Source organism: Halospina sp. K52047b (assembly GCF_008709855.1).
GTDB classification, from domain to species: Bacteria; Pseudomonadota; Gammaproteobacteria; order Pseudomonadales; family Oleiphilaceae; genus Halospina; species Halospina utahensis_B.
Genome location: NZ_VYJH01000001.1, coordinates 397,636 through 421,193, shown reverse-complemented (window position 1 = coordinate 421,193; position 23,558 = coordinate 397,636). Strand labels below are relative to the sequence as shown.

The following is a 23,558-nucleotide window of genomic DNA, read 5'->3' as shown; positions in this document are numbered from 1 at the left end:
GAAGCGGAGAAAAGGGCATCCGTGTGGCGCGTTTGGTTATACCCTCTCAAAGAACTCCTCCTCCGCCGCTTCAACAAACTGCTTGTAGTACTCAAGCCCTAATTGCGCAACATCCAGCGGTGCCGGCCAAGCCAACTTTGTGCCTTTATGCTGTTTCGGCGGGTTATACCACTTGCTACCGTCTTTTACTGGTATTAATTCAACTCGATTAGGAAGGTTCTCAATTACAAGCGGCTTGTTACCGCGGTATTCAAGGACTTTACCATCCTTAATCTCGAGGTGCTCGATGTGCGTAACCCCAGGACCTCCTTCCACGTACATAGAGCTCGATGCCGCCTTTTTATCCATGTTCTCTTGGATCGAATGATGATCTGAATTTCGCGCATGTTTCAGGTACTTCAAAAGAGGGTCCTTTCTTCTCTCGCTCGCATACCTTCCTTGCCAAGGCTGGAATTTGTTTCGAACGTGCTGGCAGGATCGTTCAACTTTAATCCAACACTTTTCAATTGCAGTGAGAAATACCTTCCACTCGTCTTCAAGATCCTCGACAGACTGGGCCTCACTCATGCGCTCAATGGCCCTCTGAGCGGCGACCAATTCTCGCTTTGCATGGTATAGAGATGGTTTTTCCTCAGTATTCATCTCACCTCTCTGGTACAACGCGGAGAACAGCGGCGCCCCAACAGGGGCGCCCGGCGACCTTCGGTCGCTTACTGATGCGGAGTGTTATGCCTGAACTTTCGGCTGGTCAGTCTCTGCGGACTCAGCTGCTTTCCGGAAATCCACAGCCGCAGTAGTGCAACCGCAATTGGCGCAGATTCTGTCGCCGGTATCCCACCCCTGCAACCGTTCTTTGCTGGTGTCCGATGAACCGCACTTGGGACATTTGTACATAGTCATTCTTTCCTCTGGTTTTAGGTGACTTACTGGTAAGCAATACTGTAGCGGACCTAAAAAACCAGTGTCAGATTATTTTGATGAGCGGCTACATAGAGGTATAACGAAAAGCTCAGCCGCGCCCGTTTTCGGGCGTCGGCTGGAGCGACTGGTTAAATGCCTGGCGTCTCTTCCGAACAATCTGTAGAACAACCAGAAAGGCCAAGGGAATTCCAGACAAGATCAACAGCAAAAAGCCATATATACCAAGAACTAGAAAACCCTCTAGCCTATTTGGATGGAGGCCGACTTCGACATATGGATCCGTCCGATTCCAGTCAGAACTTACGTTTTTAGTAAACACTGACAAAGTATATTCGACTTCCTCATTCGCATTGACCGTTCCTATTGAGAGCCCCCAGCGTGATCCGCTCCATATTGGCGAGTAGCCAAATTCGGTATTCGATCCGCTTCCAATCACAGAACTATCTGACTCGACCTTCCAGGCCACTTCAACTTCGCCCCGTTCCCTCTCTGCAAAGTCTCCGAGAATTCGCTCCATTTTTTCATCAGGAAAAACAGCATTTAAATGAAGCTCAATCATGTATTGGTCAGAGTGATCGACTGTGAACGTTGTTCTATGCTGCGAGGGTGACTCTAGATCAATTGGTAGCTTAGCAACCTGTGTTCGATATGTGGGCCCATACATTCCGGCTGATAACATGATCAGGCCGGTAATAACGCCTGCCGCCAAAATCCCGAAGACTATTCTGATCAGTATCGTCATGTTTGATGGCATTTAACAGATAATATCTAGAACGCAGCGATATCAATATCCCTGAATTCTGTATAGCGCCAATAATCCTGAACGCCAAACCCTTTTACTTTCAGTTTTTTACGAAGATAACCCAGCACCTTCTCGTAATATCCTGACTTCTCAATATCACTCACCACCCTAGCAGAGCCCACACCCGAACGCTCTCCAGATTACCGCTTATCAGCCTCATTCTGCGACCCCGCCCACGGTCTTTTCGTCACCCGCACCACCTTCCCCCACACCCCCGAACCAAGTACCCTTTGCCCGTCCAATCCCACTGAATGGAGTCGCCTCTTGATGCCCGATCACAGCGCCGCCCCGGAAACGGATTTCGAACAGGCCGCGCACCGTACCCTGCGGGACGTCTTTGGTTACGAGCAGTTCCGGGGTCGCCAGCTGGAGATCATCCAGTCGCTGGTTGAGGGGCGTAATGCGCTGGTGCTGATGCCCACCGGTGGCGGCAAGTCGCTGTGTTACCAGATTCCGGCGCTGTTGCGGCCGGGGCTGGCGGTGGTTGTGTCGCCGTTGATTGCGTTGATGCGGGACCAGGTGGAGGCGTTGCAGCACAACGGGGTACGGGCGGCCTGCCTGAATTCCAGCCTCGACCCGGTGATGCAGCGGGATATCGAGCAGTCCGCGCTGGCAGGCGAACTGGACCTGCTCTACGTGGCGCCGGAGCGGCTGCTCACCGAGAACATGCTGGGGCTGCTGGAGCGTTCGGAGATCGGCCTGTTCGCCATCGACGAGGCGCACTGTGTCTCCCAGTGGGGGCATGACTTCCGGCCGGAGTACATGAAACTGGATGTGCTGCGCCAGCGTTTCCCGCAGGTGCCACGCATCGCCCTCACAGCCACCGCGGACCAGCGCACCCGCGAGGAGATTGGCCGCCAGCTGCTGCCGGATGGGGGCGAGACCTACGTCGCCAGCTTTGACCGCCCCAATATCCATTACCGTGTCGGCCTCAAGGGCAACGCCCGCGAGCAGTTACTGACCTTCATCCGCGAGCGCCATACCGGGCATTCCGGCATTGTCTACTGCATGAGCCGCAAGCGCACCGAGTCCACGGCGGAGTACCTGAGCAGCCAGGGGGTGCCGGCGGTGGCCTACCACGCGGGGCTGGACAATGAGACCCGCCAACACCATCAGGAGCGGTTCCTGCACGAGGAAGGGCTAGTTGTGGTGGCGACCGTGGCCTTCGGCATGGGCATCGACAAGCCGGATGTGCGCTTTGTGGCCCACCTGGATCTGCCCAAGAGCATCGAAGCGTACTACCAGGAGACGGGCCGCGCCGGGCGTGACGGGGAGCCCGCGGAGGCCTGGATGGTCTATGGCTTGCAGGATGTCTACCAGGTGCGCCAGATGCTGGCCCAGTCCGGCGCGGACGAACACCAGCAGAAGGCGGAACGCGAGCGTCTTGAGGCGCTGCTGGCCTTCTGTGAGGCGACCGGTTGCCGGCGGCAGGTATTACTGCGCTACTTCGGCGAGGAACACGATGGTGGATGCGGCAACTGCGACAACTGCCTGCAGCCCCCGAAAACCTGGGATGCCACCGACCCGGCCCGCAAGGCGCTTTCCTGCGTCTACCGCACCGGCCAGCGCTTCGGCGCGGCGCACGTTACGGACGTGCTCATGGGCAAGACCAACGACCGCCTCAGCCGCCTGGGCCACGACCAGCTCAGCACTTTCGGCATCGGCGCGGACCTTTCCAAGCAGGCCTGGCACTCCGTGTTGCGCCAGCTCCTGGCCCACGGCCACCTGCAGAGCGACCCCGAGGGCCACGGTGGTCTTCAACTCGCCCCCGCATGCCGCACCCTGCTCAAGGGGGAAGTCGGCCTGTCGCTGCGTGAGGACATACTGCCCGCCGCCCGCAAGACCTCAGGCACCAGCACCAGACGCAGTGCCCCGCCGGATGTGGCCGGGCCGGAATGGGAGGAACTGCGCCGCTTCCGCAAGGAGCTCGCGGACGCGGAAGGCGTGCCGCCCTACATCATTTTCCATGACGCCACCCTCAGGGAGATGCTCCATGCCAGGCCGAAGAGCCTGGATGAGATGGCCTCGGTGCCCGGCATCGGCCAGGCGAAGCTGGAGCGGTATGGGGAGCAGTTCCTCAATGTGCTGAAGGAACTTGAGGACGCGCCCGAGGAAGCCTGAACCATGGAGCCGATCGACTGTAACGGCACCCCGACCCTGAGCTTCCGCCAGGTGGATGAGATGAACGGCTTCACCAAGGGCACCGCCTTCCGGCGGTTCAAGCACTCCGGTGACGCGCTACAGGAAGGGCGTGATTTCTTCTATTGCCCGGCCCCTGACTACGGGCAGTGGATCGAGACGCTCAAGGCCGAGGGCAAGGTCTATCAGACCTCCCAGCACCTGGTGCTGCTGACCCGGCAGGGGTACGAGCGCCTGCAGCGTCTCTAACCCGCCGCATTACGGGCATTGCGCCGCTCATTCAGCTGCCACGCGAGCCAGACCACCACCAGAAGGGCCCCGATTGGCACCGCAAAGGCCAGGTGCACCTGGACGGTCCCGAGAATCAGGCCCAGGCAGCCCCCGAGGAGCTGGATCACGGTCAGGTTGCCGCCGGTGTTGTCCAACACCATCTTCTCCAGCTCGTCCGTATCGAGCCGGCGCACCTGCTGCTCCACCACGTTGGTCACATCCAGGCGCTTGACCGCCAGCTCGATACCCTGGCTGACCCAGGCCTGCCCCTTCCCGGAATGGAGCACGTTCAGGCCCTGCTTCTTCAGCCACTGCAGGGTACTGATCAGTGATTCCTCAATACGTACCCAGTTGGTCTCGTCTTGCAGGTACCGGTCGGTCTGTGCCACCAGCAACGGCAGGATCCGGTCCCGCGTCGTGGTCCCCAGTGTCTCAATCCAGGTGCCCAGACGGGCCTGGATCAGCGCCTGCACCTCGGGCTTTTCCATTTCCTCCTGGATGCCATCCACCACGGCATCCAGCATCGTCATGAAGTCATCGGAAACCTCGGGATCATTGATGAAACGGTCGAGAATGTCGCTGATCGCATCCTGATCGAACGAAAAAATGTTCTTGATGCCAAGGCCCAGCGCTCCCATACGGCGTTTCTGCCTGAGGTAATCCTCAAGCGCCCTGTTCAGCCAGCCCGAGATCCGGGGAACTTCCTGCTGCAGCCAGTGGCGCGCTTTTCCGGCGAGCCACTCACGGTTCTCCCGGGACTGGAGAAACGTGTTCAGCGTCTCCCTTATCTGGCCCCACCACTGGTCAATGTTTTCCGGGTCGCGGGCCAGATCCTTCAGGGCAGCTTCAACAAAATCCAGAGAGCGTGTCATTGCCTCAGGGCCACGTTCGCGCATCAGATCCACCACCACTTCCGTGATGCGTTTACGCACCTCGGGATCCTGCAGGTGGTCGTCAATCCACAGGGCCATCGTCTCGGTACCGGTCTCGATCAGCCGGCGTTCGCGGATGTAGTCCAGGATGATTTCCGGCGAGAGCAGTTGCTCCTGCACACTCTCGGCCAGGCTGCGGGCGATCTGATCCTTGTTCTTGGGCACCAGCCCCTGCCAGCCGAGGACCTGGCCCTGCTTGGGCTGGAAGAGCATCTTGATGGCCAGGAAATTGGTGAAATACCCGACCAGGCCCGCCACCGTGATCACGAACCCGGCACGCGCCCAGATGTTGTCCCCGGCAAACCAATAGTCCAGCAGGCCGAACACCAGGGCCGAGGCCAGCAGCCCACGACGGAAGTTGCTGTCCCAACGGGTCAGGTCCACATCCATAGCGATTCACCTCCTTGAGGTTGGTATTCAGCGGCGACCGGTCACTGCCTCACGATACAGATGAACCACCCCCATTGCATGGCAACATTATTGATTCATCATTTTTACATTAATCAAAAAAGATGTATTATTCGTGCCGCTTAAAGAATACCCCAGCAATCAACAGGAGTGCCTATGCTGAGTTCGACCCAGGAACAGATCCTCGCAGACACGGCCCCCATCGTGGCGGAACACCTTGAAACCATTACCGCCCGGTTCTACCCGCTGATGTTTGAACGCTACCCGGAGGTCAACGCGCTGTTCAACGCCAGCCACCAGGCCAGTGGCAACCAGGCGCGCGCGCTGGCCGGAGCGGTTCTGCAGTATGTTCAGCTGCGCAGCAACCCGGCGGAAGCCCGGGCTGCCCTTTCAACCGCCATCGGCAAACACATCTCGCTCGGCATCCAGCCGGACCATTACCCCATCGTGGGCGAATGCCTGATGGCGGCCATTGGTGATGTGCTGGGTGATGCGGTGACGCCGGACGTCGCGGATGCCTGGGAAGCACTCTACAACGAACTGGCGGGGCTTCTGATCGACGTGGAACAACAGCATTACCACGACTTTGCCAACCGCCCGGGCGGCTGGCAGGGGCGGCGCGCGTTCCGCATCCGCAGCCGCCGACCAGAGAGCGCGGTCATCACCTCCTTTGAGCTGGAGCCCGTGGACGGTGAGCCGGTAGCGGACTTCCAGCCGGGGCAGTACATCGGTGTCCGGCTCGAGATCAACGGTGAGCCCGTCTATCGCCATTACAGCCTGTCCGATGTGCCCAACGGCCGCACCTACCGCATCTCCGTCAAGCGCGAATCAGAGGGCCATGCCAGCCGCTTCCTCCATGACGAAGCGCAGAAGGGCCTTGAACTGGAACTGCTGCCCCCGGCCGGCGAACTGACGCTCACCGGCCAGGAACCGCTGTTGCTGATCAGCGGCGGCGTCGGCCAGACCCCAATGCTGCCCCTGGCGAAGCAGGCTCTGGAGCAGGGGCGCCCAGTCGCCTACCTGCACGCCGCGCGCAGTCGCCAGCACCATGCCTTCTCGGACGAGATCCAGGCCCTCCAGGCCCAGTACCCGGAGCACTTCAACCCGGTTGTCATCTACGAAGAAGGCGACATAAGCGAAGGGGCGGACGCCATTGGCATGGTCGACCAGACACTGCTTTCACAGCACCTGCCCGCCCCGTCCGCCCGGTGCTACTTCGTGGGGCCGGAACCCTTCATGCAGACAGTGGATGCCGCACTCGAAGCACTGGGGGTCAGCGAGAGCCGGCGCCACTACGAGCACTTCGGCCCGGCTCGCCCGCTGAGGGCTGCCTGAAAGAGACTCGACGCTCCCGCCATTCATACCTGGCAAGTTGAAACAGTGGTACCGTTAAGGCAGGGTTCCGGCCCTGCCATGCCACCAGTCCGGGGGAGCGCTCATGTCCGCCACCGAATGGATCATTTTCGTTCTTGTTATCGGCTCCATGCTCGGAGGACTGTTCTGGCTGCGCGACAGTGCCCGCAAGCTCAATATGTCCAGTGAGCAGATGGAAAGGATCCGCAAACGCAAGGCGGAGCTGGAGGCAGAAGAAAAGGAGCAGCAGGAGAAAAATGATGGGCCATAATCAAGGACGGTCTTACCAAGTGTCCACAAACCCGCTCTGCCCGGATTCTCCCTGCCGCCCCACATAGGCGGCGTTCAGCCCGCGCAGCAGCCAGGCCCGCGTCTCCTGCGGGTCGATGACGGCGTCAATCTCCAGGTAGCTGGCCACGTTGAGGGCCTTGCCCTGCTCGTAGGCCTTCGCGACCAGGGTATCGAACATCTTCTTTTGGGACGCCTCATCGGGCTGGGCCGCGAGTTCCTTGGCAAAGCCCAGCCGGACGGCGCCTTCCCAGCCCATGGGCCCGAACTCCCCGCTCGGCCAGGCGGCGGTAAAGAACGGCGCATGCAGGCTGCCGGCGGCCATCGCCTGGGCACCCAACCCATAGGCCTTGCGCAGCACCACCGTGAAAAAGGGAACCGAAAGGTTGGCCGCCGCCACAAACATGCGCGACACATGGCGGATGGTGGCCTGTTTTTCCGCTTCCGGGCCCACCATGAAACCAGGCGTGTCGCACAGTGACACCATGGGCAAACCATGGGCGTTGCACAGCTGCATGAAGCGCGCGGCCTTGTCGCCGGCGGCGGCATCCACAGCACCGCCGAGGTGCGCCGGGTTGTTGGCGATCAGCCCGAAGGGCCGCCCCTGGATGCGCACCAGTGCGGTAACCAGCCCGGGCGCGAACTCCCGGCGCAGTTCCAGCACGCTGCCCTCGTCTGCAAGGGTCCCGAGCACGTCCCGGATGTCGTAGACGCGCATGCGGTTTTCCGGGATCAGATGGCGGAGCCGGCGCTGGTCCGGTTCCTGCCAGTCATCAATCGGCCCCTGAAAATAGGCCAGGTACTGCTTGGCGGTTTGGACCGCTTCCGCTTCATCCTCGACCAGTACGTCGATCACGCCATTCGGACCCATGACCGATGTCGGCCCGACTTCCTCGGGGCTGTAGCTGCCCAGTCCGCCCCCTTCGATCATGGCCGGCCCGGCCATGCCCAGGGTCGTGCCGCGGGTCGCGATGATGACATCGCAGCAGCCCAGCATGGCGGCATTACCGGCATAACACCGGCCCGAGGCAATGCCGATGGTCGGCACCTTTCCGGAAAGTGCAGCCATTGCCGCGAAACTATGACAATCCAGGAAGGACACACCGTTGGCATCGGTATCGTTGGGCCGCCCTCCCCCGCCTTCCGCGAAAAGCACCAGGGGAATCCGCCACTGCTCCGCCAGCGCCAGCATCCGATCCGCCTTCCTGTGCCCGGCCACGCCCTGGGTGCCCGCGAAGACGGTGTAATCGTAGGCCAGCGTAACGCAGCCTGAATCCGGAGCGCCGAACACATCCGCGTTCACCGTGCCGATGGCGGTAACCAGGCCATCCGCCGGGCTCAGCTCCGCCAGTTGCTCCACGGACTTGCGGCGGCGTTGCGCGGCCACCGCCAGGGCACCGTATTCGTTGGTACTGCCCTCATCGAGCAGATCCTCAACGTTCTCACGGGCAGTGCGTTGCCCGGCTTTGTGGCGTTTCTCCACCGCCGCCGGGCGGCGCTCGTCCGTGAGCTGTGCGTGACGTTCGAACACCTCCTCAAGGTCCGCCCGGATGTAATCAAGATCCACGGCCTCTTCGGTCTGGAGCTGCTGATCATCTACCTCCGCTGGCTCAATGAACAGCAGCGCCTGCCCTTCCGCCACCATGGCCTCGAGCTGCACGGCGAGCGCACGCACGATGCCGGACTGGCTCGCCCTGACCACGAACTCCATCTTCATGGCCTCCAGTACCGCAATCACCTGGCCAGCGGCCACGGCATCCCCTTCCGCCACGTCAACGCTGACCACCTGGCCCGCGCTGGGCGACTCGATGCCGACGGTGCCAGCCGGCGCCTCAACACTGGCCACGGGATCCACGGACGCCGGCGCGGCGGCGTCTACATGCAGGTGCGGGTGAGCCTGATCGTCGGCCGCGATCAGCGCCTCCAGGTGAGCCTCGAAAAAGCGCGTCGTGACGTCATAGTCTTCCACTTCCGGCCGCTGCAGAAGGTTCCGGAGCAGGCCCATATTGGTCGCCACGCCCTCAAGCCGGAATTCACAGAGGGCACGATAAAGGCGCTTGAGGACTGCCCTGTAGCTGTTGCCATGGGCGATCAGCTTGGCCAGCAGTGAGTCGTAGGACGGACTGATGGGCAGGCCCACGTAGCCGTGGCCATCCACACGGAGGCCAGGACCGCTGGGTGGCTCGTAGGCGGTGAGCGTGCCAGCGGCCGGCATAGCGCTACCGTCCGCCTGCAGGGTTTCGGCGCAGACGCGCGCCTGGATGGCAAAGCCTCGTGGTGTCGGCGCCATTTCAAGCGCCAGGTCCGCCAGGGTCTGGCCCGCCAGAAGCTCCAGCTGGGTCTGAAGCAGGTCAACGCCGGTCACCTCCTCGGTCACCGTGTGTTCCACCTGAACCCTTGGATTGGCTTCCATAAAGACGAACCGCTCCGGCTGATCCGCATCGACCAGAAACTCGAATGTACCCAGGCCGTGATAGTTCACGGACTGCGCCATGGCCAGTGCGCACTCGATCATGGCATCACGGGTTCCGGCCTCCAGGCTCGGACTGGGCGCCATCTCGAGCAGTTTCTGGTTGCGGCGCTGGAGGCTGCAGTCGCGCTCCCCAAGGTGGCTGACCGCGCCGGTGCCATCCCCCAGCACCTGGATCTCGATGTGGCGCGCCCGCTCGATCAACCGCTCCACGTAGAGCGCGCCATCACCGAAGGCGGACTGCGCCTCGGACTGGCAACGGGTGAACGCTTCCTCGAGCTCGCTTTCACAGGCAACCGCACGGATGCCACGGCCACCGCCGCCCGCAGCTGCCTTGAGCATCAGTGGCCCGTGCTCGCTGAAGAAGGTTCTGGCCTCGTCCAGCGTTATGGCCCGGTTGATCCCCGCAACCAGCGGCACATGATTCTGCTCCGCAAGCGCCCGCGCCGCTGACTTGTCGCCAAAACGCTCCAGCACCTCCGGCGCCGGCCCGATGAATACGATGCCGGCTTCCGCACACCGGCGGGCAAACACCGCGTTCTCCGCCAGGAACCCATAGCCGGGATGGATGGCATCGCACCCCCGGTCCCGGGCAATGGCAATCAGTTGATCCATGTCCAGATAGGCCTTGGAGCCCCGCCCCCGGAGTGCAACGGCCTCATCGGACTTACGGGTATGCAGGCACGCCTCATCATCTTCCGCGAACACGCTCACGGACCGGATACCCAGCTCATTGCAGGCCCGCGCGATACGGATGGCGATCTCACCGCGGTTGGCGATGAGGACAGAGGAAAACGACATCGAAGGGCTCCCCGGTTTTAAGCCTGATGGACGGCCAAGAGGCCAAATCCTGTGTTCAGCCTAGGAGCCTTGATGGAATGAAACCAATGAATCCATTTCAGACACCGGAATAAGCAGTTCTTATAGAGATAACGGCATCTGTTTTTGATCAAAGTTCCTGTTGTCCCACACCGCTGGTCCGGCTTGTTGACGCCCACCTCGTCGCATGTGACCTGGTCATCGAATACGTTCCCGACGGTTCGGTTCATCGCCCTTGTGGCCCAGGCATCCGCATTGGTCATGGCGACCAGCCGGAAGTGCTGGCCCAGCGTGCGGAGTGCTTCTTCCGAATCCGGAAAGGCGGGCCAGTGGGCGATGGAACTCTGGAAGTCCCCGGCAGCCTCTTCGTCGCCATTTAGTGCCCAGGTTTCCGCGAGATCGCGGTAGATCAGCGGCAACATATCGGTGAACGGCAGATCCGGGCGCTGCCGCTGGAGGCGGTCCTCGGCTTCCGCGAACGCAGCCAGTATCCCGGCATCGTCAACGCGAATGCCCTGGCCCTCCAGATGCGGCCGCCACCATTCCAGGATCCCAGTTTCAAAATCGATCACAGTGCCCACCACATCGAAAGTAAGCGTTGTTATCGCGCTGGTATCAACAGTGCCCTGATTCATCACGATATCAGCCTCCAATCTTCTCAGCGTGCTTCTACACTCTCCCGGAATGACATTCCCAAGCTTCCGTTCACCTTCCGCAGGCAATACAGATTTGTGACGGGGAACACTTTGAAAAATGTTGCAATTGACATTTATTCAGAAGCCCATGATAACGTCCAGACGCTTGATCGGGTCACCGGTTCAGCAGTGTACTGTTGAAAAGAAAAGGTCTCCACGGGACGGAGGAGGTACCCAACTTATTCGCAGGGACACTTAGAATAATAAATAGAAGTGGACGTTATGACCGATTCCGGGCTATCCGCTGACCAGAAAAAAGAGATCACCGCCCGCTTTGCCAAAAAGAATAACGCCATTGCATGCCGCCAGATTGCCACGACACTGATCCCCTTCGCACTGGTCTGGTACCTGGCGATTGAAAGCGCCTCGCTGGACAATGCTCTGGCCGCATGGGGCCTGACAGCCGTCTGCATCGCGGTACTGTGCCTCTTCCTCCTGAGCGTGTTCGTGCTGATGCACGACTGCGGGCACAACGCCCTGTTCGCCAAGAACTCCTATAATCGCGCAGCCGGCTTTTTTCTGGGTGTGCTTTGCGGTATGCCGCAGTACGTCTGGTCGAAGAACCACGCGTTCCACCATTCCACCAACGGCAACTGGGACCGCTACCGGGGACCGCTGGCGACGCTTTCCATTGAGGAGTTCAACGAACTGACCCCGGCACAGCAGATCCGCTACCGGGTGCTGCGTCACATCACCATGGCGCCGGTCGGCGGTTTCCTCTACCTGATCTTTAATCCCCGCTTCACCTGGATCAAGGGCAGCCTGGCGCTACTGGTGTTTGTCGCCAGGCATAAGTTGCGTGCGCCTTCCCGGTCGCTGCGCTCGATTGCGGATGACTTTCAGCCGCGTTACTGGAAAACGTGGAAAGACTACCAGCACATGACGGCCAACAACCTGGTGTTGCTGACGATCTGGGTGCTCATGAGTCTGGCCATCGGCCCGATCCTGTTCTTCACGATCTACCTGATCAGCCTCTCCCTGGCCGGTGCGGGAGGCATCATTCTGTTCACCGTGCAGCATAACTTCGAGGATTCATGGGCAGCTGACGAGGAACACTGGGATTACAACCGGGCGGCGATCGAGGGCACCAGCTTTCTGGTACTGCCTGCGTGGCTGAACTGGTTTACGGCGGATATTGCCTATCACCACGTTCATCACCTGTCCGCCTCGATTCCCAACTACCAGCTGGCTGAGTGTCACCGGGCCTACGCGCACCTGTTTGAGGACGTCACCCGGATTTCACTGCGTGATGTGCCGAAGGCACTGCGGAACAATCTCTGGGACCGGCATCACCAGCGCATCACCTCGGTCGAGCAAGTCACGCAGGGGGTGGGCGGAAATATGGCCGTTTCGGAGCCATATACCTGACGAAGTGCCTAACCCACCCAGTATAATCCCCCTGCAATCCCCGATTGAGGATCAGCCTTATTCCGGTACTGGCTGCTTTTTGGCCCAGGGCAGTATTCTGAACGCCTCCTGGCTGGCGCCCTGGGTCATGTGACGCTCGGACCGCAGCGCCTTGTAAAGGCTCAGGCAAATCGCCAACAGGAGGAAGGACATGAAGAAACCAAGGGAAATGGAAGCATCCTGAATCGCCCGCAGCCCACCGACGATCAACAGTATGGCAGCAACCGACCCCTCGGATACGGCCCAGAAAACACGCTGCGCACGCGGCGGATTCGGGTGGCCTCCGGAGGTGACCATGTCATCGACAAGCGATCCAGAATCCGAAGAGGTGATAAAAAAGATCACAACGACCAGAGTCGCCCACATCATGGTCACACCCGCCAGCGGCAGCGCTTCCAGCAGTGCGTGCAGCGACAGCGAGACATCATCCTGAACGATCGCGCTCAGCCCCCCGTTGCCGAAAAGCTCGATGTGCAGTGCTGAACCACCGAAAACTGACAGCCAGACGAACGTGACCAGCGTCGGGACCAGCATCACTGAAAGAACAAACTCACGCAGGGTGCGCCCCCGGGAAATACGGGCCACAAACACCCCGACAAAGGGCGACCAGGAAATCCACCAGCCCCAGTAGAACATGGTCCAGGTTGCCTGCCAGTCGGTGTTGCTGGTGTACTCGACCCAGAGACTCATTTCAGGCAGTTTCTGGATGTAGATGCCCAGGGTTCCCACCAGGGTTTCGAGAATATAGACCGTCTGGCCGGCTAGGAAAACAAACACCATAAGGCCGAACGCCAACGCCAGATTGATGAGGCTCAGTCGCCGTATGCCAGCCTTGATACCGGACACGACTGAGATAGTGGCCACCAGTGTGATCAGGGCGATGATCCCTACCTGCACGTTGGTCTGAAGCGGAATGTCCATGTACTGGGCAAGGCCACTGTTGATCTGCATCGCGCCCAGCCCCAGGGATGTGGAAACCCCCAGCAGGGTCCCCACCGTGCAGAGAATGTCCACACCGTGGCCAATCGGCCCCCAGATATGACGACCAATCAGCGGATGCAGAATGGATCTGGGCGCGAGCGGAAGATCATGGCGGAAATGGAAATAGGCAATGGAGGCGCCGAACAGGATATAGATGGCCCAGGGATGCAGCCCCCAGTGAAAGAAGGTGTAACGCATCGCCTCCTTCGCTGCCTCAGGTGAGCCGCCCTCGGCAAACAGCGGATCGGCATGGTGATAGAGGGGCTCGGCCACCCCCCAGAACACCAGACCTGTTCCCATGCCGGCACTGAACAGCATGGCAAACCAGGCGTGATAGCGGAACTCAGGCCGTGAATCCGGAGGTCCCAGCCGTAACCGGCCATAGGGACTGACCATCAGCCAGAAGGCAAAGAGAACGAACAAGGTGACAATCAGCGCGTAATACCAGCCAAACGTCCGGGAAATCGTCTGTTGCGCGCTTGAGAAAGCGTCACTCGCCGTAGCGGTAAAAAGGCCACCGACAATACAGAAGCCAATGACGCAGAGCGCCGAGCCAATGAAGACCGGCGGTGACATCTTCTGGGTAAACCGATGCCACCCTTGTGTCAGCCCTGTCCTGAGTGCGCCCATACTCTGAACCCCATCCGGTATCCCGATAACGGTAACGAATGCCCTCGTTACCCTGCGCGATCATCATGTCGCGCGTATGATAGGGATTCAGAGCCCTTCAGGCCATCTGCATCAACAGATGCGCCGTCTCATCCCATCCCAGACAGGGGTCCGTAATGGACTGGCCGTAGGTCAGCTCGCCTTCATCCTTCTGCTTGCCATCCACCAGGAAGCTCTCGAGCATGATACCGACAATCCGGTGATTGCCCGCCTGGCGCTGGTGCAGCAGTTCGCGGGCAATCCCGGTCTGGCGCTGGTGCTCCTTGCAGGCATTGTCATGGCTGCAATCCACCATCAAAGAGGGGTTGAGCCCACTCTCCCGCAACTCTTCCTGGGCGGTCGCGATACTGGTCTGGTCGTAATTGGTAACGCCACGACCACCGCGCAGTACCAGATGCGTATCCGGGTTGCCCGGTGTCTGCATCATGGCCGGCCGGCCGTGAAGGTCCGTGCCCAACCGGTAATGGGAAGAAGCCGCAGACCGCATGGCATTGAGCGCCATCCCATGACTGCCATCGGTACCGTTCTTGAAGCCCACCGGCATGGGCAGCTGGCTTGCCATCTCGCGATGGAGCTGTGACTCCGTGGTCCGCGCCCCGACAGCCGTCCAGCTCACCAGATCCGACAGATAATCCGCGGCCATTGGATGGAGGGCTTCGGTCGCCAGCGGCAGCCCCAGCTGCGCCAGATTCAGAAGCAGGCGCCGGCTTCGGACCAGTCCCTGGGCCAGATCCCCTTCTCCCGTGCGCTCAGGGTCGTACAGCAGCCCTTTCCAGCCCACGGTGGTGCGGGGCTTCTCGAGGTATGCCCGCATGACGATGAGACAGCGATCCTGAAGGGTCACGGCGAGTTCCGCGAGTCGTTCGCCATACTCAAGTGCCGCTACTTCGTCATGCACGGAGCAGGGCCCCACGACCACCAGCAGGCGCTCGTCTTCGCCCCTGAGAATGGCGCGGACCGCCTCCCGGTGCTGTTCCACCTGCTTCTGCAGTTCGTCCGGACAAGGTAATTGCTGCTTGAGTTCCGCTGGTGTTGGCAGGCTCTGGAGCGCTGCGGAATCATGCACGGGCTGTGGTTGTTCACTGGTCGTCTGTGAGTCCGTCATTGCTGTAGCCATAATTGATCTCCCATAAAAAAACCCCGACGGCGGCTGCCAGTCGGGGTTTTTCTTCCGGTGGCAGCCTGGCTTTCTGCCGGGCCGCCTCCTGGGGTGTGAGGTGTCAGACGTGGCCCGGCGTATGGCTATAGAAATAGCCAAAACCAAACCACTGGAAATACACAGCAGCCACCGAGCCAGCCGGAACACCGGCAGACTTCAGGGTCATGGACGTGGATGCTGCGGTTAATGTCTTCATAACCGGGATCATAACGCACCCAGCCAGCGTTGCAACACCAGGCCTTTTCGAAAAGCCGGGAAGATGGGAATATCTCAGCTCAGACCCAAATGCCCGACTGTCAGAGAGGCCAATGCCAGCCGAATACGATCTTGAAGTACTCAGCAACAACCGCCTCACCCCTAACATGCGCCGCATCGTGCTGCAGGGGCCGGAACTGGCGGGGTTCCCGGCAGACCAGGAGGGCGGCTACGTTAAGCTGCTTTTTGACCCGGCAGAGGAAGGCGGCAAACCAACCCTGCGCTCCTACACCATCCGCGCCTTCGATGCGGCACAGCAGGAACTGATGCTGGATTTCGTGGACCACGGCGACGGCGGCCCCGCCTCCGCCTGGGCGAGCCGAGCGCGCCCCGGCGACCCCATCACCATCCGTGGCCCGGGTGAGCCGAAACTGGCCGCCCCTGACGCCGACTGGTTCCTATTGGCCGGCGACATGAGCGCCCTACCGGCGCTGGCCGTCAACCTTGAACGCCTCCCGAAGAATGCGCAGGGCTACGCTCTCATCGAGGTGCTTTCCGAGGCCGACAGACAGGCCATCGACCACCCCGAGGGTGTCGAGCTGAGGTGGCTCGTGAATCCGGACACTGAGCGCCCTAACGCCCTGCTGAACGAACGGGTACGTGCCCTGCCCTGGCTGCCCGGCACCCCCTATCCCTGGTTCGCGGGCGAATTCAGCACCATGCGCAGCATGCGCCGCTACTTCCGGGACGAAAGCGGCATCGACAAGCACGCCATGTACTGCAGCTGCTACTGGAAGATGGGTGATACTGACGAAGGGATGAAGCGGGCCAAGAAGCTTGACCCGGAAGCCTGATTAATCGGCCTGCTCTCCATCTTCTCCGCCCTCGGGCTCTGGCAGCGCCGCCGCCGGGGGTCCGGAAAAGACACTCAACGCCGTCACCGTAGCCAGGATCAGAGCCATCCCCACAATCTGCAGCGCAACCAGCGTTTCCTCCAGGACAACCACGCCGAACAGTGAGGCCGTGACCGGCTCAACCATGGCTACAATGGAGGCGACGGCGGGGGCCGTGTGATTCAGGCCGATGATGTAGAAGATGAACGACAGCCCCGCGCCCAGAATTCCCAGCGTGACGAACAGGGGCCAGTCCGGCGTGCTCAGGGCAATGGCGATTTCGCTGGAATCCCCGAAGGCGCCAAGGATGATCACCAGGGCCGTGAAGGCGATGGTGAGAATGGCCTGCGGGGTGCCATGGGGCGCGGCGTATTTGAAGCCGAATATGAAGATGGCATAGGAGAGCCCTGCCAGCAGCCCCGCGCCAACGCCAAGCGCCGTAACACCGCCCGCGTTGACGTCATAGATGCGGGTGAGCAGCACAATCCCCACCATCACCATCACGATGGCCGCCCATTTGAGCGGCGTTGGGCTTTCCAGCTTAAGCGCGAAAGACAGAAGGTAGACAAACACCGGCGCGCAGTACATCAGCGTCGCGGCCACCGCGACACTGCCCTCGGAGATGCTCAGGAAGTAGAACGAAAAGTTGCCGGCCACGCCCAGCCCGGCAATGGCTGACCAGAACCACAGCTTGCGATTGGCCAGCCCGCTGTTGCCAGGGCGGATCGCCAGCCAGCCCAGGACGAATACAAGACCAATCGCCCCCCGGTAGAACGAGACCACGAACGCATCCCAGCCGTCCGCCATAAGGATACCGCCGATACCGCCGGACAGCCCCCAGCACAGGGAAGCGAGCATCACGAGAGCCGTTGCGCCTGCCATTGGAACTCCTGACTACAGGGAAGTGGACATAAAAGAAGCGGATTATGGGGTGATGTCGATCTTGTGTCGAGTTGACAATCATCACTTTACCGTGGCCCCAGGAAGTTCATACTCGGGATGAGGATCTACATCAGCAAGCCGCAAAGGACAGGAGGCGCCAGATGACTGATGAACTGCCCCCCTCATCGAACCCTGAAGATGACCTCTCAACGCGATTCCCGACCGCCTATACCATTCTGTTTCTCCTCATCATCCTGATTGCCGCACTCACCTGGATCATTCCCGCGGGCCAGTATGAGCGCGCCATGAATGAAGAGATCGGGCGTGAAGTAGCAGTACCAGGCACTTACGAAACCGTTGAACCCAATCCCCAGGGTTTTGTCGATGTGATGCTCGCGCCCACGGCGGGCTTCTACGACCCCGACAGCTATGCCGCCAACGCCATCGACGTAGCCCTGTTCGTGCTCTTTCTCGGCGGCTTCCTGGGTGTAATGAACGCCACCGGTGCAATCGACACGGGCATCCGAAGCGCCATGCACCATCTGGAAGGCCATGAGATCTGGATGATACCCATACTCATGACGCTGTTCGCGCTGGGGGGAACCACCTACGGCATGGCCGAGGAAACCCTGGCGTTCTACGCCATCCTGATCCCGGTAATGATCTCGGCAGGCTATGACGCCGTCACCGGAGTCGCGGTGATTCTCATCGGCGCCGGCATCGGCGTGCTGGGATCGACCATCAATCCCTTTGCCACGGTCATCGCCTCCAACGCCGCCAATATTCCCTTTACTGACGGCATCGTACTGCGGTTCGTGCTGCTGGTCGGTGGCCTCATCATCTGTGCCGCGTACGTCATGCGGTATGCCCGGCGGGTTAAGGCCGACCCATCCCGCTCTGTGGTTGCCAGGCAGAAAGACGCCCACCGCAAGCTTTTCCTCCAGGGCCATGATGAGCTGGAGGATTTTGAACTCACACGCACCCAGCAGATTGCCCTGGCCATTTTCGCGCTTACGTTCATTGTGATGATCTGGGGGGTTTCCACCCAGGACTGGTGGATGGCCAGGATGGGCTCGCTTTTCTTTGGCTCCGCCATCGTCATCGGCATCGTCGCCCGGCTGGGCGAGAAAAAGCTCACCAGCAGTTTTGTTGACGGCGCACGGGACCTGCTGGGTGTCGCCCTGGTGGTTGGGCTGGCCCGCGGTATCGTGGTGATCATGGAGCAGGGCATGATCGCGGACACCATCCTGCACAGTGCGGAGACAACGCTGGGTGGGCTGCCGCAACTGGCCTTCATCAACCTGATGTTCTGGATCGAGGTGGGCATGAGCTTCTTTGTACCGTCCTCGTCCGGCCTGGCTGTGCTTTCCATGCCCATCCTCGCACCGCTGGCGGACTTTGCCGGCGTGGGACGGGATCTGGTGGTGACGGCTTACCAGTCCGCCAACGGCCTGGTAAACCTGATCAACCCAACGTTTGCGGTGGTGGTTGGCGGCCTGGCCATAGGCCGCGTCTCCTACGACCGCTGGCTGGCATTCATATGGCCGCTGCTGCTGATACTGACGGTGTTCATCACCGCCGTGATCAGTATCGGCGCGCTTGTGTAATCCAAGGCAAGGGAGCATGCGAGATGGCGGAAAACACTCTCGGGGTTCACTCTGAAACCGGCACGCTGAGGCAGGTGATTGTCTGCCGCCCCGGGCTGGCGCACCGGCGGCTGACCCCTTCCAACTGCGATGCATTGCTGTTTGACGACGTCTTCTGGGTCAAGCAGGCCCAGAAAGACCACGATGTCTTTACCGGGGTCATGCGCGACCGCGGCGTGGAGGTGCTGGACGTCGATGAACTGCTGGCCGAAACCCTCGAAATCCCCGAGGCACGGGCCTGGATCCTGGACCACCGGATCACCTGGAACCATATCGGGGTGGGCATGGTGTCCGACCTGCGCGCGTGGATGGACGAACTCCCCGGCCGGCCCCTGGCGGAATTCCTGATTGGCGGACTGGAAGTCGGCGACCTTCCTTTCGACCCTTCCGGGCTCTTTGGTAACCACCTTGGGCGCCACGGATTCGTGCTGCCACCGCTGCCCAACTTCCTGTTCACCCGGGATAACAGCGCCTGGATCTATAACGGGGTCACCCTGAACCCCATGTACTGGGCAGCGCGCAAACCGGAAACCCTGTTGATGAGCGCGATCTATCAGTATCACCCGGCATTCGCGGGCAAGGTCAATGTGCACTGGGGGGATCCGCTCAAGGACCATGCCCTGGCGAGCCTGGAAGGCGGTGACGTCATGCCGGTCGGCAATGGCGTTGTCCTGGTGGGCATGGGGGAACGGTCCTCACCGCAGGCCATCGGCCAACTCTCCAAAGCCCTGTTCGACAGCGGAGCAGCGGAACGCGTGATTGCCTGCCAGATTCCCAGGAGCCGCTCCGCCATGCACCTGGATACGGTGTTCACCTTCTGTGGCGGCAACGTGGTGACCAGCTTCAAGGAAGTCGCTGATGAAATGGTCTGTTATGAGCTGCGCCCCGGCAGTAACGGCAAACACCTGTCGTTTCACCAGGACTCCAGGCCCCTGTTTGATGTGGTCGCGGACGCAATGGGTTACCGCTCCCTGGAGGTGATCCCCACCGGCGGTGACAGCCCGGCCGAACGCGAGCGGGAACAGTGGAACGACGGCAATAACGTGCTGGCGCTGAGCCCGGGCGTGGTCATTGGCTACGACCGCAACGACGACACCAATGCCGCGCTCCAGGCCGCCGGCATCGAGGTCCTCGCCATCCCCGGGGCGGAGCTGGGGCGAGGCAGGGGCGGCGGGCGCTGCATGAGCTGCCCGACCCTGCGCGACCCCGTCTGACTGACAAGGAACAGAATCATGGCTTTCAATCTCAAGAACCGGCATTTCCTGACCCTGCGGGACTTCAGCCCCCGGGAGATCAGTTTTCTGCTCAAACTGTCCGCCGATCTCAAAACCGCCAAATACGCCGGCACCGAGGTGCCCCGGTTACAGGGCAAGGACATTGCCCTGATCTTTGAGAAAAACTCCACCCGGACCCGTGTGGGATTTGAGGTCGCGGCCTTTGATCAGGGCGCCCGCGTCACCTACCTGGGGCCGACGGGTACCCACATCGGCCACAAGGAGTCCGTAAAGGACACCGCCCGGGTTCTGGGCCGGGTTTATGACGCCATCGAATACCGGGGCTTCGGGCAGGAGGTTGTTGAGCAACTGGCCCAGTATGCCGGAGTGCCCGTCTACAATGGCCTGACCAATGAATTCCACCCAACCCAGATCCTGGCGGATTTCCTGACCATGCAGGAGAATGTGGAGAAGCCGTTGCGGGAGGTGGCGTTCGTATTCATCGGGGATGCCGCCAACAACATGGGCGACAGCCTGCTGATCGGCGCTGCCAAAATGGGCATGGATGTCCGGCTCTGTGCCCCCCAGGCCTGCTGGCCCGGGGAGGCCGTCCAGTCCGAGGCCCGGAGTATTGCCGGTGATACCGGTGCCAGGATCATGATCACCGAGGATGTTGACGCCGCCGTGACGGGCGTGGATTTCGTCTACACGGACGTGTGGGTCTCCATGGGGGAGCCGAAGGAGAAATGGGCGGAGCGGATCAAGCTTCTGATGCCCTACCAGGTGAACGCCGCCCTGATGGAGAAAACCGGCAACCCCCGGGCAAGGTTCATGCACTGCCTGCCCGCCTTCCACAATACCGAAACCACCGTTGGGAAGGACATACAGAGCGAGTTCGGCATTGATGCCATGGAGGTGACTGAAGCGGTTTTTGAGAGCCCCGCCTCCATCGTGTTCGACCAGGCGGAAAACCGGATGCACACCATCAAGGCGGTGCTCGTCGCCACTCTTGGAACCTGAACAGGGGAGCCTGACATGCTTGTGGTAGCAGCCCTCGGAGGCAACGCCCTGCTGCGGCGCGGCGAACCCCTGACAGCCCAGGCCCAGCGGGCCAACGTTAAGGTTGCCGCTGAATCACTCGCCGGCATCGTCCGCGCCGGCCACCAGCTGGTCATCACCCACGGCAACGGTCCGCAGGTAGGACTTCTGGCACTTCAGGGCGCCGCCTACAGACCGGATGAGGCTTACCCCCTGGATGTACTCGGCGCCGAAACGGAAGGCATGATCGGCTACATCATTGAACAGGAGCTGGAGAATGCCCTGGGCCACGACCGGGCCGTGGCCACGCTGCTGACCCAGGTACTGGTGGACAGGAACGACCCGGCCTTCCAGAACCCCACGAAATTCGTGGGACCCGTGTACGACAGGAAAGAAGCAGAGACCCGCGCCGAGGCGGCTGGCTGGCAGATCGCCCAGGACGGCGACAAGTGGCGGCGGGTCGTCCCCTCCCCCAGCCCCCTCGAAATCCCGGACACCCGGGTGCTCGAGCTGTTGCTGAAACAGGGCGTGGTGGTCATCTGCGCTGGGGGTGGCGGCATTCCCATCCTGCGCCGGGATGACGGCAGCATGATTGGCGTTGAAGCCGTGATCGACAAGGATGCCGCCAGCGCCCTGCTGGCCCGCCAGCTGGGGGCCGATGCCCTGCTTCTGCTCACCGATGTGGACGCCATCTACCGGGATTTCGGCAAGGATACCGCCGCCCCCATCCACGAACTGACCCTGGACGAAGCCCGCCAGCTGGACCTGCCCGCCGGCTCCATGGGCCCCAAGCTCGCTGCAGCCTGCGATTTTGCTGGAAGCGGCGGCCTCAGTGGTATCGGCCGGCTGGAAGACGCAGAGGCGATTCTGGATCGCCAGGCGGGCACCCGCATCAGCATCCACTCCCTGAACCAGGAGGTAGCGGACTCCCACCCATGCTGATCTACCTGCTCTGCGCCCTGGCGCTGATTGGCGCACTCATCTTCTACCTGTTCTTCTATCGCAGCTGGTGGCGCAACAGGCAGCTCCAGCACCCCTTCCCGGAACACTGGCGGAAAACACTGAAAACCCGGGTACCGCTATACCGCCGGCTGCCCGCCCAGCTCAAACGCCAGCTCGAACAGCACGTACAGCTGTTCCTGGCGGAAAAACCCTTCTATGGCTGCGACGGATTTGAGGTGGACGACACTGTACGCCTCACCATTGCCGGGCACGCCTGCCTGCTGATCATTGCCCGGAACTTCTCGGATTTTGACGGGATCAACAGCATCCTGGTCTACCCCGACCGTTACCGCGTCAGGGACATGGAAAGCGACGGCATGGTGGTCAGCGAAAGCAACGAGATTCGTGCCGGGGAAGCCTCCAGCCTGGGCCAGGTGGTCCTGGCGTGGACCGATTGCGAGGAAGGCGCAATCCACCCACACGGCGCGCACAACGTGATCCTGCACGAGTTCGCCCACCAGCTGGATTATCTGGACGGCACCGCCGACGGCGCGCCACCCCTGAGCGGCGAACAGGCGCGGCACTGGCAGGAAACCATGACCCGCGCCTACGAACACCTGCGCGACTCCCTCCACCATCACCGGAAACCCTGGCTCGACCCTTATGGGGCAACCGAACCGGCGGAATTCTTTGCCGTGCTGACGGAAACCTTCTTTCAGAGGCCCAGCCATCTCAAAGAGCAGCAACCGGAGGTCTATAAGACACTGGGCGGGTACTTCCGGTTCGACCCACTCAATCTGACTGAACACCCAGCCGGTTCAGGTAATCGTGAAGCTCCGCCTCGGTGAGATTGACGTATTCCACCACCCGGCCATAGAGCATTGCGGTCGGCACGTTGCGCCCGTTCACCTCATGCTGGGTCTCCTGCAGCACATACAGGATGATCCGTTCCGTGTACGTCAGGCCGTCACGCACATCAGGGATGGATTCCAAGTCCTTGAGTCTATTGTTTTTCCAGGAGATCCATCCATTCGTACCCGATCTCCTCATAACTCTGCCCCCCAATCGCGATCGTGCGTGTTCTTACCTGAACCCCACCCATCATCTCATAGAACCTGCAGGCCGCATTCTGAGGCAATACCCAGAGGCACATTGACCCATAGCCGTCTTCCCGCAATGCACTAACGCCCGCCTGGAAGAGTGCCCTCCCTGCTCCCTTCCGCTGATCCCGGGCATCCCATCAAACGACAAGATCCCATGACATGGGCAGAGCCAATCGCCGTTCTTTTTACAACTCAGTGCGCCAGCGAACAGACGGAGCAAATGGCAACGCCCATTCTGGCTCCAGATGAGGCAAAGGATACGCCTGAACAGGACGTTACATCGAGCGCCGCATGGAAGACGGCGCATCCCGATTTCGGATCGGTGGAAAGGA

At 60.9% G+C, this 23,558-nt stretch carries 21 protein-coding genes and 1 pseudogene; 11 read left to right on the top strand and 11 right to left on the bottom strand.

The window, feature by feature from the left end; translation table 11 throughout:
- Positions 1 to 36: 36 nt before the first annotated feature.
- Both F3089_RS02075 and F3089_RS02065 read right to left on the bottom strand, forming a co-directional pair.
- Positions 37 to 642, bottom strand: coding sequence for a hypothetical protein (locus F3089_RS02075; protein ID WP_151439187.1), 606 nt, complete (start codon positions 640 to 642; stop codon positions 37 to 39).
- 367 nt (positions 643 to 1,009) lie between these two features.
- Positions 1,010 to 1,663 (bottom strand): hypothetical protein, encoded by a 654-nt coding sequence (locus tag F3089_RS02065; protein WP_151439185.1) that lies wholly within the window; start codon positions 1,661 to 1,663, stop codon positions 1,010 to 1,012.
- Positions 1,664 to 1,990: 327 nt separating this feature from the next.
- On the opposite strand from F3089_RS02065, the gene recQ reads away from it, so the two are divergent.
- Positions 1,991 to 3,844 carry a DNA helicase RecQ gene (gene recQ / locus F3089_RS02060; RefSeq protein WP_151439184.1) on the top strand — a complete coding sequence of 618 codons (1,854 nt, stop codon included), beginning with the start codon at positions 1,991 to 1,993 and terminating at the stop codon, positions 3,842 to 3,844.
- Between the two features lie 3 nt (positions 3,845 to 3,847).
- Positions 3,848 to 4,111, top strand: a complete 264-nt coding sequence (locus F3089_RS02055; protein WP_151439183.1) for a hypothetical protein — start codon at positions 3,848 to 3,850, stop codon at positions 4,109 to 4,111.
- On the opposite strand, the gene F3089_RS02050 is transcribed toward F3089_RS02055, so the two are convergent.
- A complete protein-coding gene (locus F3089_RS02050; RefSeq protein ID WP_151439182.1) occupies positions 4,108 to 5,454 on the bottom strand; it encodes a DUF445 family protein in 1,347 nt (448 codons plus the stop codon). The two genes, F3089_RS02055 and F3089_RS02050, sit on opposite strands and share 4 nt — an antisense overlap.
- A 174-nt stretch (positions 5,455 to 5,628) precedes the next feature.
- Between F3089_RS02050 and hmpA the strand changes: the two genes are divergently transcribed.
- Together hmpA and F3089_RS02040 are read left to right on the top strand one after the other, a co-directional pair.
- Entirely contained in the window at positions 5,629 to 6,807 is a 1,179-nt protein-coding gene (hmpA, locus tag F3089_RS02045; RefSeq protein ID WP_151439181.1) for an NO-inducible flavohemoprotein, read from the top strand.
- Positions 6,808 to 6,910: 103 nt separating this feature from the next.
- A complete protein-coding gene (locus F3089_RS02040; protein ID WP_151439180.1) occupies positions 6,911 to 7,096 on the top strand; it encodes a DUF2897 family protein in 186 nt (61 codons plus the stop codon).
- 12 nt (positions 7,097 to 7,108) lie between these two features.
- Here F3089_RS02040 and F3089_RS02035 read toward each other — a convergent pair whose 3' ends face one another.
- Both F3089_RS02035 and F3089_RS02030 read right to left on the bottom strand, forming a co-directional pair.
- The gene (locus F3089_RS02035; RefSeq protein WP_151439179.1) at positions 7,109 to 10,384 is read right to left on the bottom strand and encodes a carboxyl transferase domain-containing protein; all 3,276 of its coding nucleotides are present in this window, start codon (positions 10,382 to 10,384) and stop codon (positions 7,109 to 7,111) included.
- 17 nt (positions 10,385 to 10,401) lie between these two features.
- Positions 10,402 to 11,037 (bottom strand): HAD family hydrolase, encoded by a 636-nt coding sequence (locus F3089_RS02030; protein WP_353623140.1) that lies wholly within the window; start codon positions 11,035 to 11,037, stop codon positions 10,402 to 10,404.
- Positions 11,038 to 11,319: 282 nt separating this feature from the next.
- Here F3089_RS02030 and F3089_RS02025 point away from each other — a divergent pair, with 282 nt between their 5' ends.
- On the top strand, positions 11,320 to 12,465 hold the full coding sequence (locus tag F3089_RS02025; RefSeq protein WP_151439177.1) for a fatty acid desaturase: 1,146 nt from the start codon (positions 11,320 to 11,322) through the stop codon (positions 12,463 to 12,465).
- A 57-nt stretch (positions 12,466 to 12,522) separates the two neighbouring features.
- Here F3089_RS02025 and F3089_RS02020 read toward each other — a convergent pair whose 3' ends face one another.
- The 3 genes from F3089_RS02020 to F3089_RS16145 form a co-directional block, all read right to left on the bottom strand.
- Positions 12,523 to 14,115 (bottom strand): BCCT family transporter, encoded by a 1,593-nt coding sequence (locus tag F3089_RS02020; RefSeq protein WP_151439176.1) that lies wholly within the window; start codon positions 14,113 to 14,115, stop codon positions 12,523 to 12,525.
- Positions 14,116 to 14,212: 97 nt separating this feature from the next.
- Positions 14,213 to 15,271 (bottom strand): 3-deoxy-7-phosphoheptulonate synthase, encoded by a 1,059-nt coding sequence (locus tag F3089_RS02015; RefSeq protein ID WP_502707319.1) that lies wholly within the window; start codon positions 15,269 to 15,271, stop codon positions 14,213 to 14,215.
- 103 nt (positions 15,272 to 15,374) lie between these two features.
- Entirely contained in the window at positions 15,375 to 15,509 is a 135-nt protein-coding gene (locus tag F3089_RS16145) for a hypothetical protein (RefSeq protein ID WP_286202755.1), read from the bottom strand.
- Positions 15,510 to 15,621: 112 nt separating this feature from the next.
- On the opposite strand from F3089_RS16145, the gene F3089_RS02010 reads away from it, so the two are divergent.
- On the top strand, positions 15,622 to 16,362 hold the full coding sequence (locus F3089_RS02010; protein WP_151439175.1) for a siderophore-interacting protein: 741 nt from the start codon (positions 15,622 to 15,624) through the stop codon (positions 16,360 to 16,362).
- Here the strand turns inward: F3089_RS02010 and F3089_RS02005 are convergent, their stop codons facing one another.
- Positions 16,363 to 17,283, bottom strand: coding sequence for a DMT family transporter (locus tag F3089_RS02005; RefSeq protein WP_151439174.1), 921 nt, complete (start codon positions 17,281 to 17,283; stop codon positions 16,363 to 16,365).
- A 161-nt stretch (positions 17,284 to 17,444) separates the two neighbouring features.
- Between F3089_RS02005 and F3089_RS02000 the strand changes: the two genes are divergently transcribed.
- Genes F3089_RS02000 through F3089_RS01980 form a run of 5 tightly spaced genes read left to right on the top strand, consistent with a single transcriptional unit; the run spans position 17,445 to position 22,971 of the window.
- The gene (locus tag F3089_RS02000; protein WP_151439173.1) at positions 17,445 to 18,890 is read left to right on the top strand and encodes a YfcC family protein; all 1,446 of its coding nucleotides are present in this window, start codon (positions 17,445 to 17,447) and stop codon (positions 18,888 to 18,890) included.
- A 23-nt stretch (positions 18,891 to 18,913) separates the two neighbouring features.
- Positions 18,914 to 20,143 carry an arginine deiminase gene (locus F3089_RS01995; RefSeq protein WP_151439172.1) on the top strand — a complete coding sequence of 410 codons (1,230 nt, stop codon included), beginning with the start codon at positions 18,914 to 18,916 and terminating at the stop codon, positions 20,141 to 20,143.
- Positions 20,144 to 20,161: 18 nt separating this feature from the next.
- A complete protein-coding gene (gene argF, locus F3089_RS01990) occupies positions 20,162 to 21,163 on the top strand; it encodes an ornithine carbamoyltransferase (protein WP_151439171.1) in 1,002 nt (333 codons plus the stop codon).
- Positions 21,164 to 21,178: 15 nt separating this feature from the next.
- Positions 21,179 to 22,123, top strand: coding sequence for a carbamate kinase (arcC, locus tag F3089_RS01985; RefSeq protein WP_151439170.1), 945 nt, complete (start codon positions 21,179 to 21,181; stop codon positions 22,121 to 22,123).
- Positions 22,117 to 22,971: a M90 family metallopeptidase gene (locus F3089_RS01980; protein WP_151439169.1), complete on the top strand. Its 855-nt coding sequence runs from the start codon at positions 22,117 to 22,119 to the stop codon at positions 22,969 to 22,971. The genes arcC and F3089_RS01980 overlap by 7 nt, the downstream gene beginning before the upstream one ends.
- Here F3089_RS01980 and F3089_RS01975 read toward each other — a convergent pair.
- Positions 22,916 to 23,173 carry a hypothetical protein gene (locus F3089_RS01975; protein WP_151439168.1) on the bottom strand — a complete coding sequence of 86 codons (258 nt, stop codon included), beginning with the start codon at positions 23,171 to 23,173 and terminating at the stop codon, positions 22,916 to 22,918. The genes F3089_RS01980 and F3089_RS01975 overlap by 56 nt on opposite strands.
- A pseudogene (locus tag F3089_RS01970) lies at positions 23,127 to 23,336 on the bottom strand (GNAT family N-acetyltransferase); the annotation flags it as partial. The pseudogene F3089_RS01970 and the gene F3089_RS01975, both read right to left, overlap by 47 nt.
- Between the last annotated feature and the right edge of the window lie 222 nt (positions 23,337 to 23,558).

Excerpts from the sequence above, each read along its gene's own strand:
- F3089_RS02025 (WP_151439177.1), top strand. The coding sequence starts at position 11,320 with ATGACCGATTCCGGGCTATCCGCTGACCAGAAAAAAGAGATCACCGCC.
- argF (WP_151439171.1), top strand. The coding sequence starts at position 20,162 with ATGGCTTTCAATCTCAAGAACCGGCATTTCCTGACCCTGCGGGACTTC.
- F3089_RS02020 (WP_151439176.1), bottom strand. The coding sequence starts at position 14,115 with ATGGGCGCACTCAGGACAGGGCTGACACAAGGGTGGCATCGGTTTACC.
- F3089_RS02015 (WP_502707319.1), bottom strand. The coding sequence starts at position 15,271 with ATGGCTACAGCAATGACGGACTCACAGACGACCAGTGAACAACCACAG.
- F3089_RS02030 (WP_353623140.1), bottom strand. The coding sequence starts at position 11,037 with ATGAATCAGGGCACTGTTGATACCAGCGCGATAACAACGCTTACTTTC.
- F3089_RS02075 (WP_151439187.1), bottom strand. The coding sequence starts at position 642 with ATGAATACTGAGGAAAAACCATCTCTATACCATGCAAAGCGAGAATTG.
- F3089_RS02035 (WP_151439179.1), bottom strand. The coding sequence starts at position 10,384 with ATGTCGTTTTCCTCTGTCCTCATCGCCAACCGCGGTGAGATCGCCATC.
- arcC (WP_151439170.1), top strand. The coding sequence starts at position 21,179 with ATGCTTGTGGTAGCAGCCCTCGGAGGCAACGCCCTGCTGCGGCGCGGC.
- F3089_RS02010 (WP_151439175.1), top strand. The coding sequence starts at position 15,622 with ATGCCAGCCGAATACGATCTTGAAGTACTCAGCAACAACCGCCTCACC.
- F3089_RS02040 (WP_151439180.1), top strand. The coding sequence starts at position 6,911 with ATGTCCGCCACCGAATGGATCATTTTCGTTCTTGTTATCGGCTCCATG.
- recQ (WP_151439184.1), top strand. The coding sequence starts at position 1,991 with ATGCCCGATCACAGCGCCGCCCCGGAAACGGATTTCGAACAGGCCGCG.
- F3089_RS16145 (WP_286202755.1), bottom strand. The coding sequence starts at position 15,509 with ATGAAGACATTAACCGCAGCATCCACGTCCATGACCCTGAAGTCTGCC.
- F3089_RS02050 (WP_151439182.1), bottom strand. The coding sequence starts at position 5,454 with ATGGATGTGGACCTGACCCGTTGGGACAGCAACTTCCGTCGTGGGCTG.
- F3089_RS02055 (WP_151439183.1), top strand. The coding sequence starts at position 3,848 with ATGGAGCCGATCGACTGTAACGGCACCCCGACCCTGAGCTTCCGCCAG.
- F3089_RS02005 (WP_151439174.1), bottom strand. The coding sequence starts at position 17,283 with ATGGCAGGCGCAACGGCTCTCGTGATGCTCGCTTCCCTGTGCTGGGGG.
- F3089_RS02065 (WP_151439185.1), bottom strand. The coding sequence starts at position 1,663 with ATGACGATACTGATCAGAATAGTCTTCGGGATTTTGGCGGCAGGCGTT.
- hmpA (WP_151439181.1), top strand. The coding sequence starts at position 5,629 with ATGCTGAGTTCGACCCAGGAACAGATCCTCGCAGACACGGCCCCCATC.
- F3089_RS02000 (WP_151439173.1), top strand. The coding sequence starts at position 17,445 with ATGACTGATGAACTGCCCCCCTCATCGAACCCTGAAGATGACCTCTCA.
- F3089_RS01975 (WP_151439168.1), bottom strand. The coding sequence starts at position 23,173 with ATGAGGAGATCGGGTACGAATGGATGGATCTCCTGGAAAAACAATAGA.
- F3089_RS01995 (WP_151439172.1), top strand. The coding sequence starts at position 18,914 with ATGGCGGAAAACACTCTCGGGGTTCACTCTGAAACCGGCACGCTGAGG.
- F3089_RS01980 (WP_151439169.1), top strand. The coding sequence starts at position 22,117 with ATGCTGATCTACCTGCTCTGCGCCCTGGCGCTGATTGGCGCACTCATC.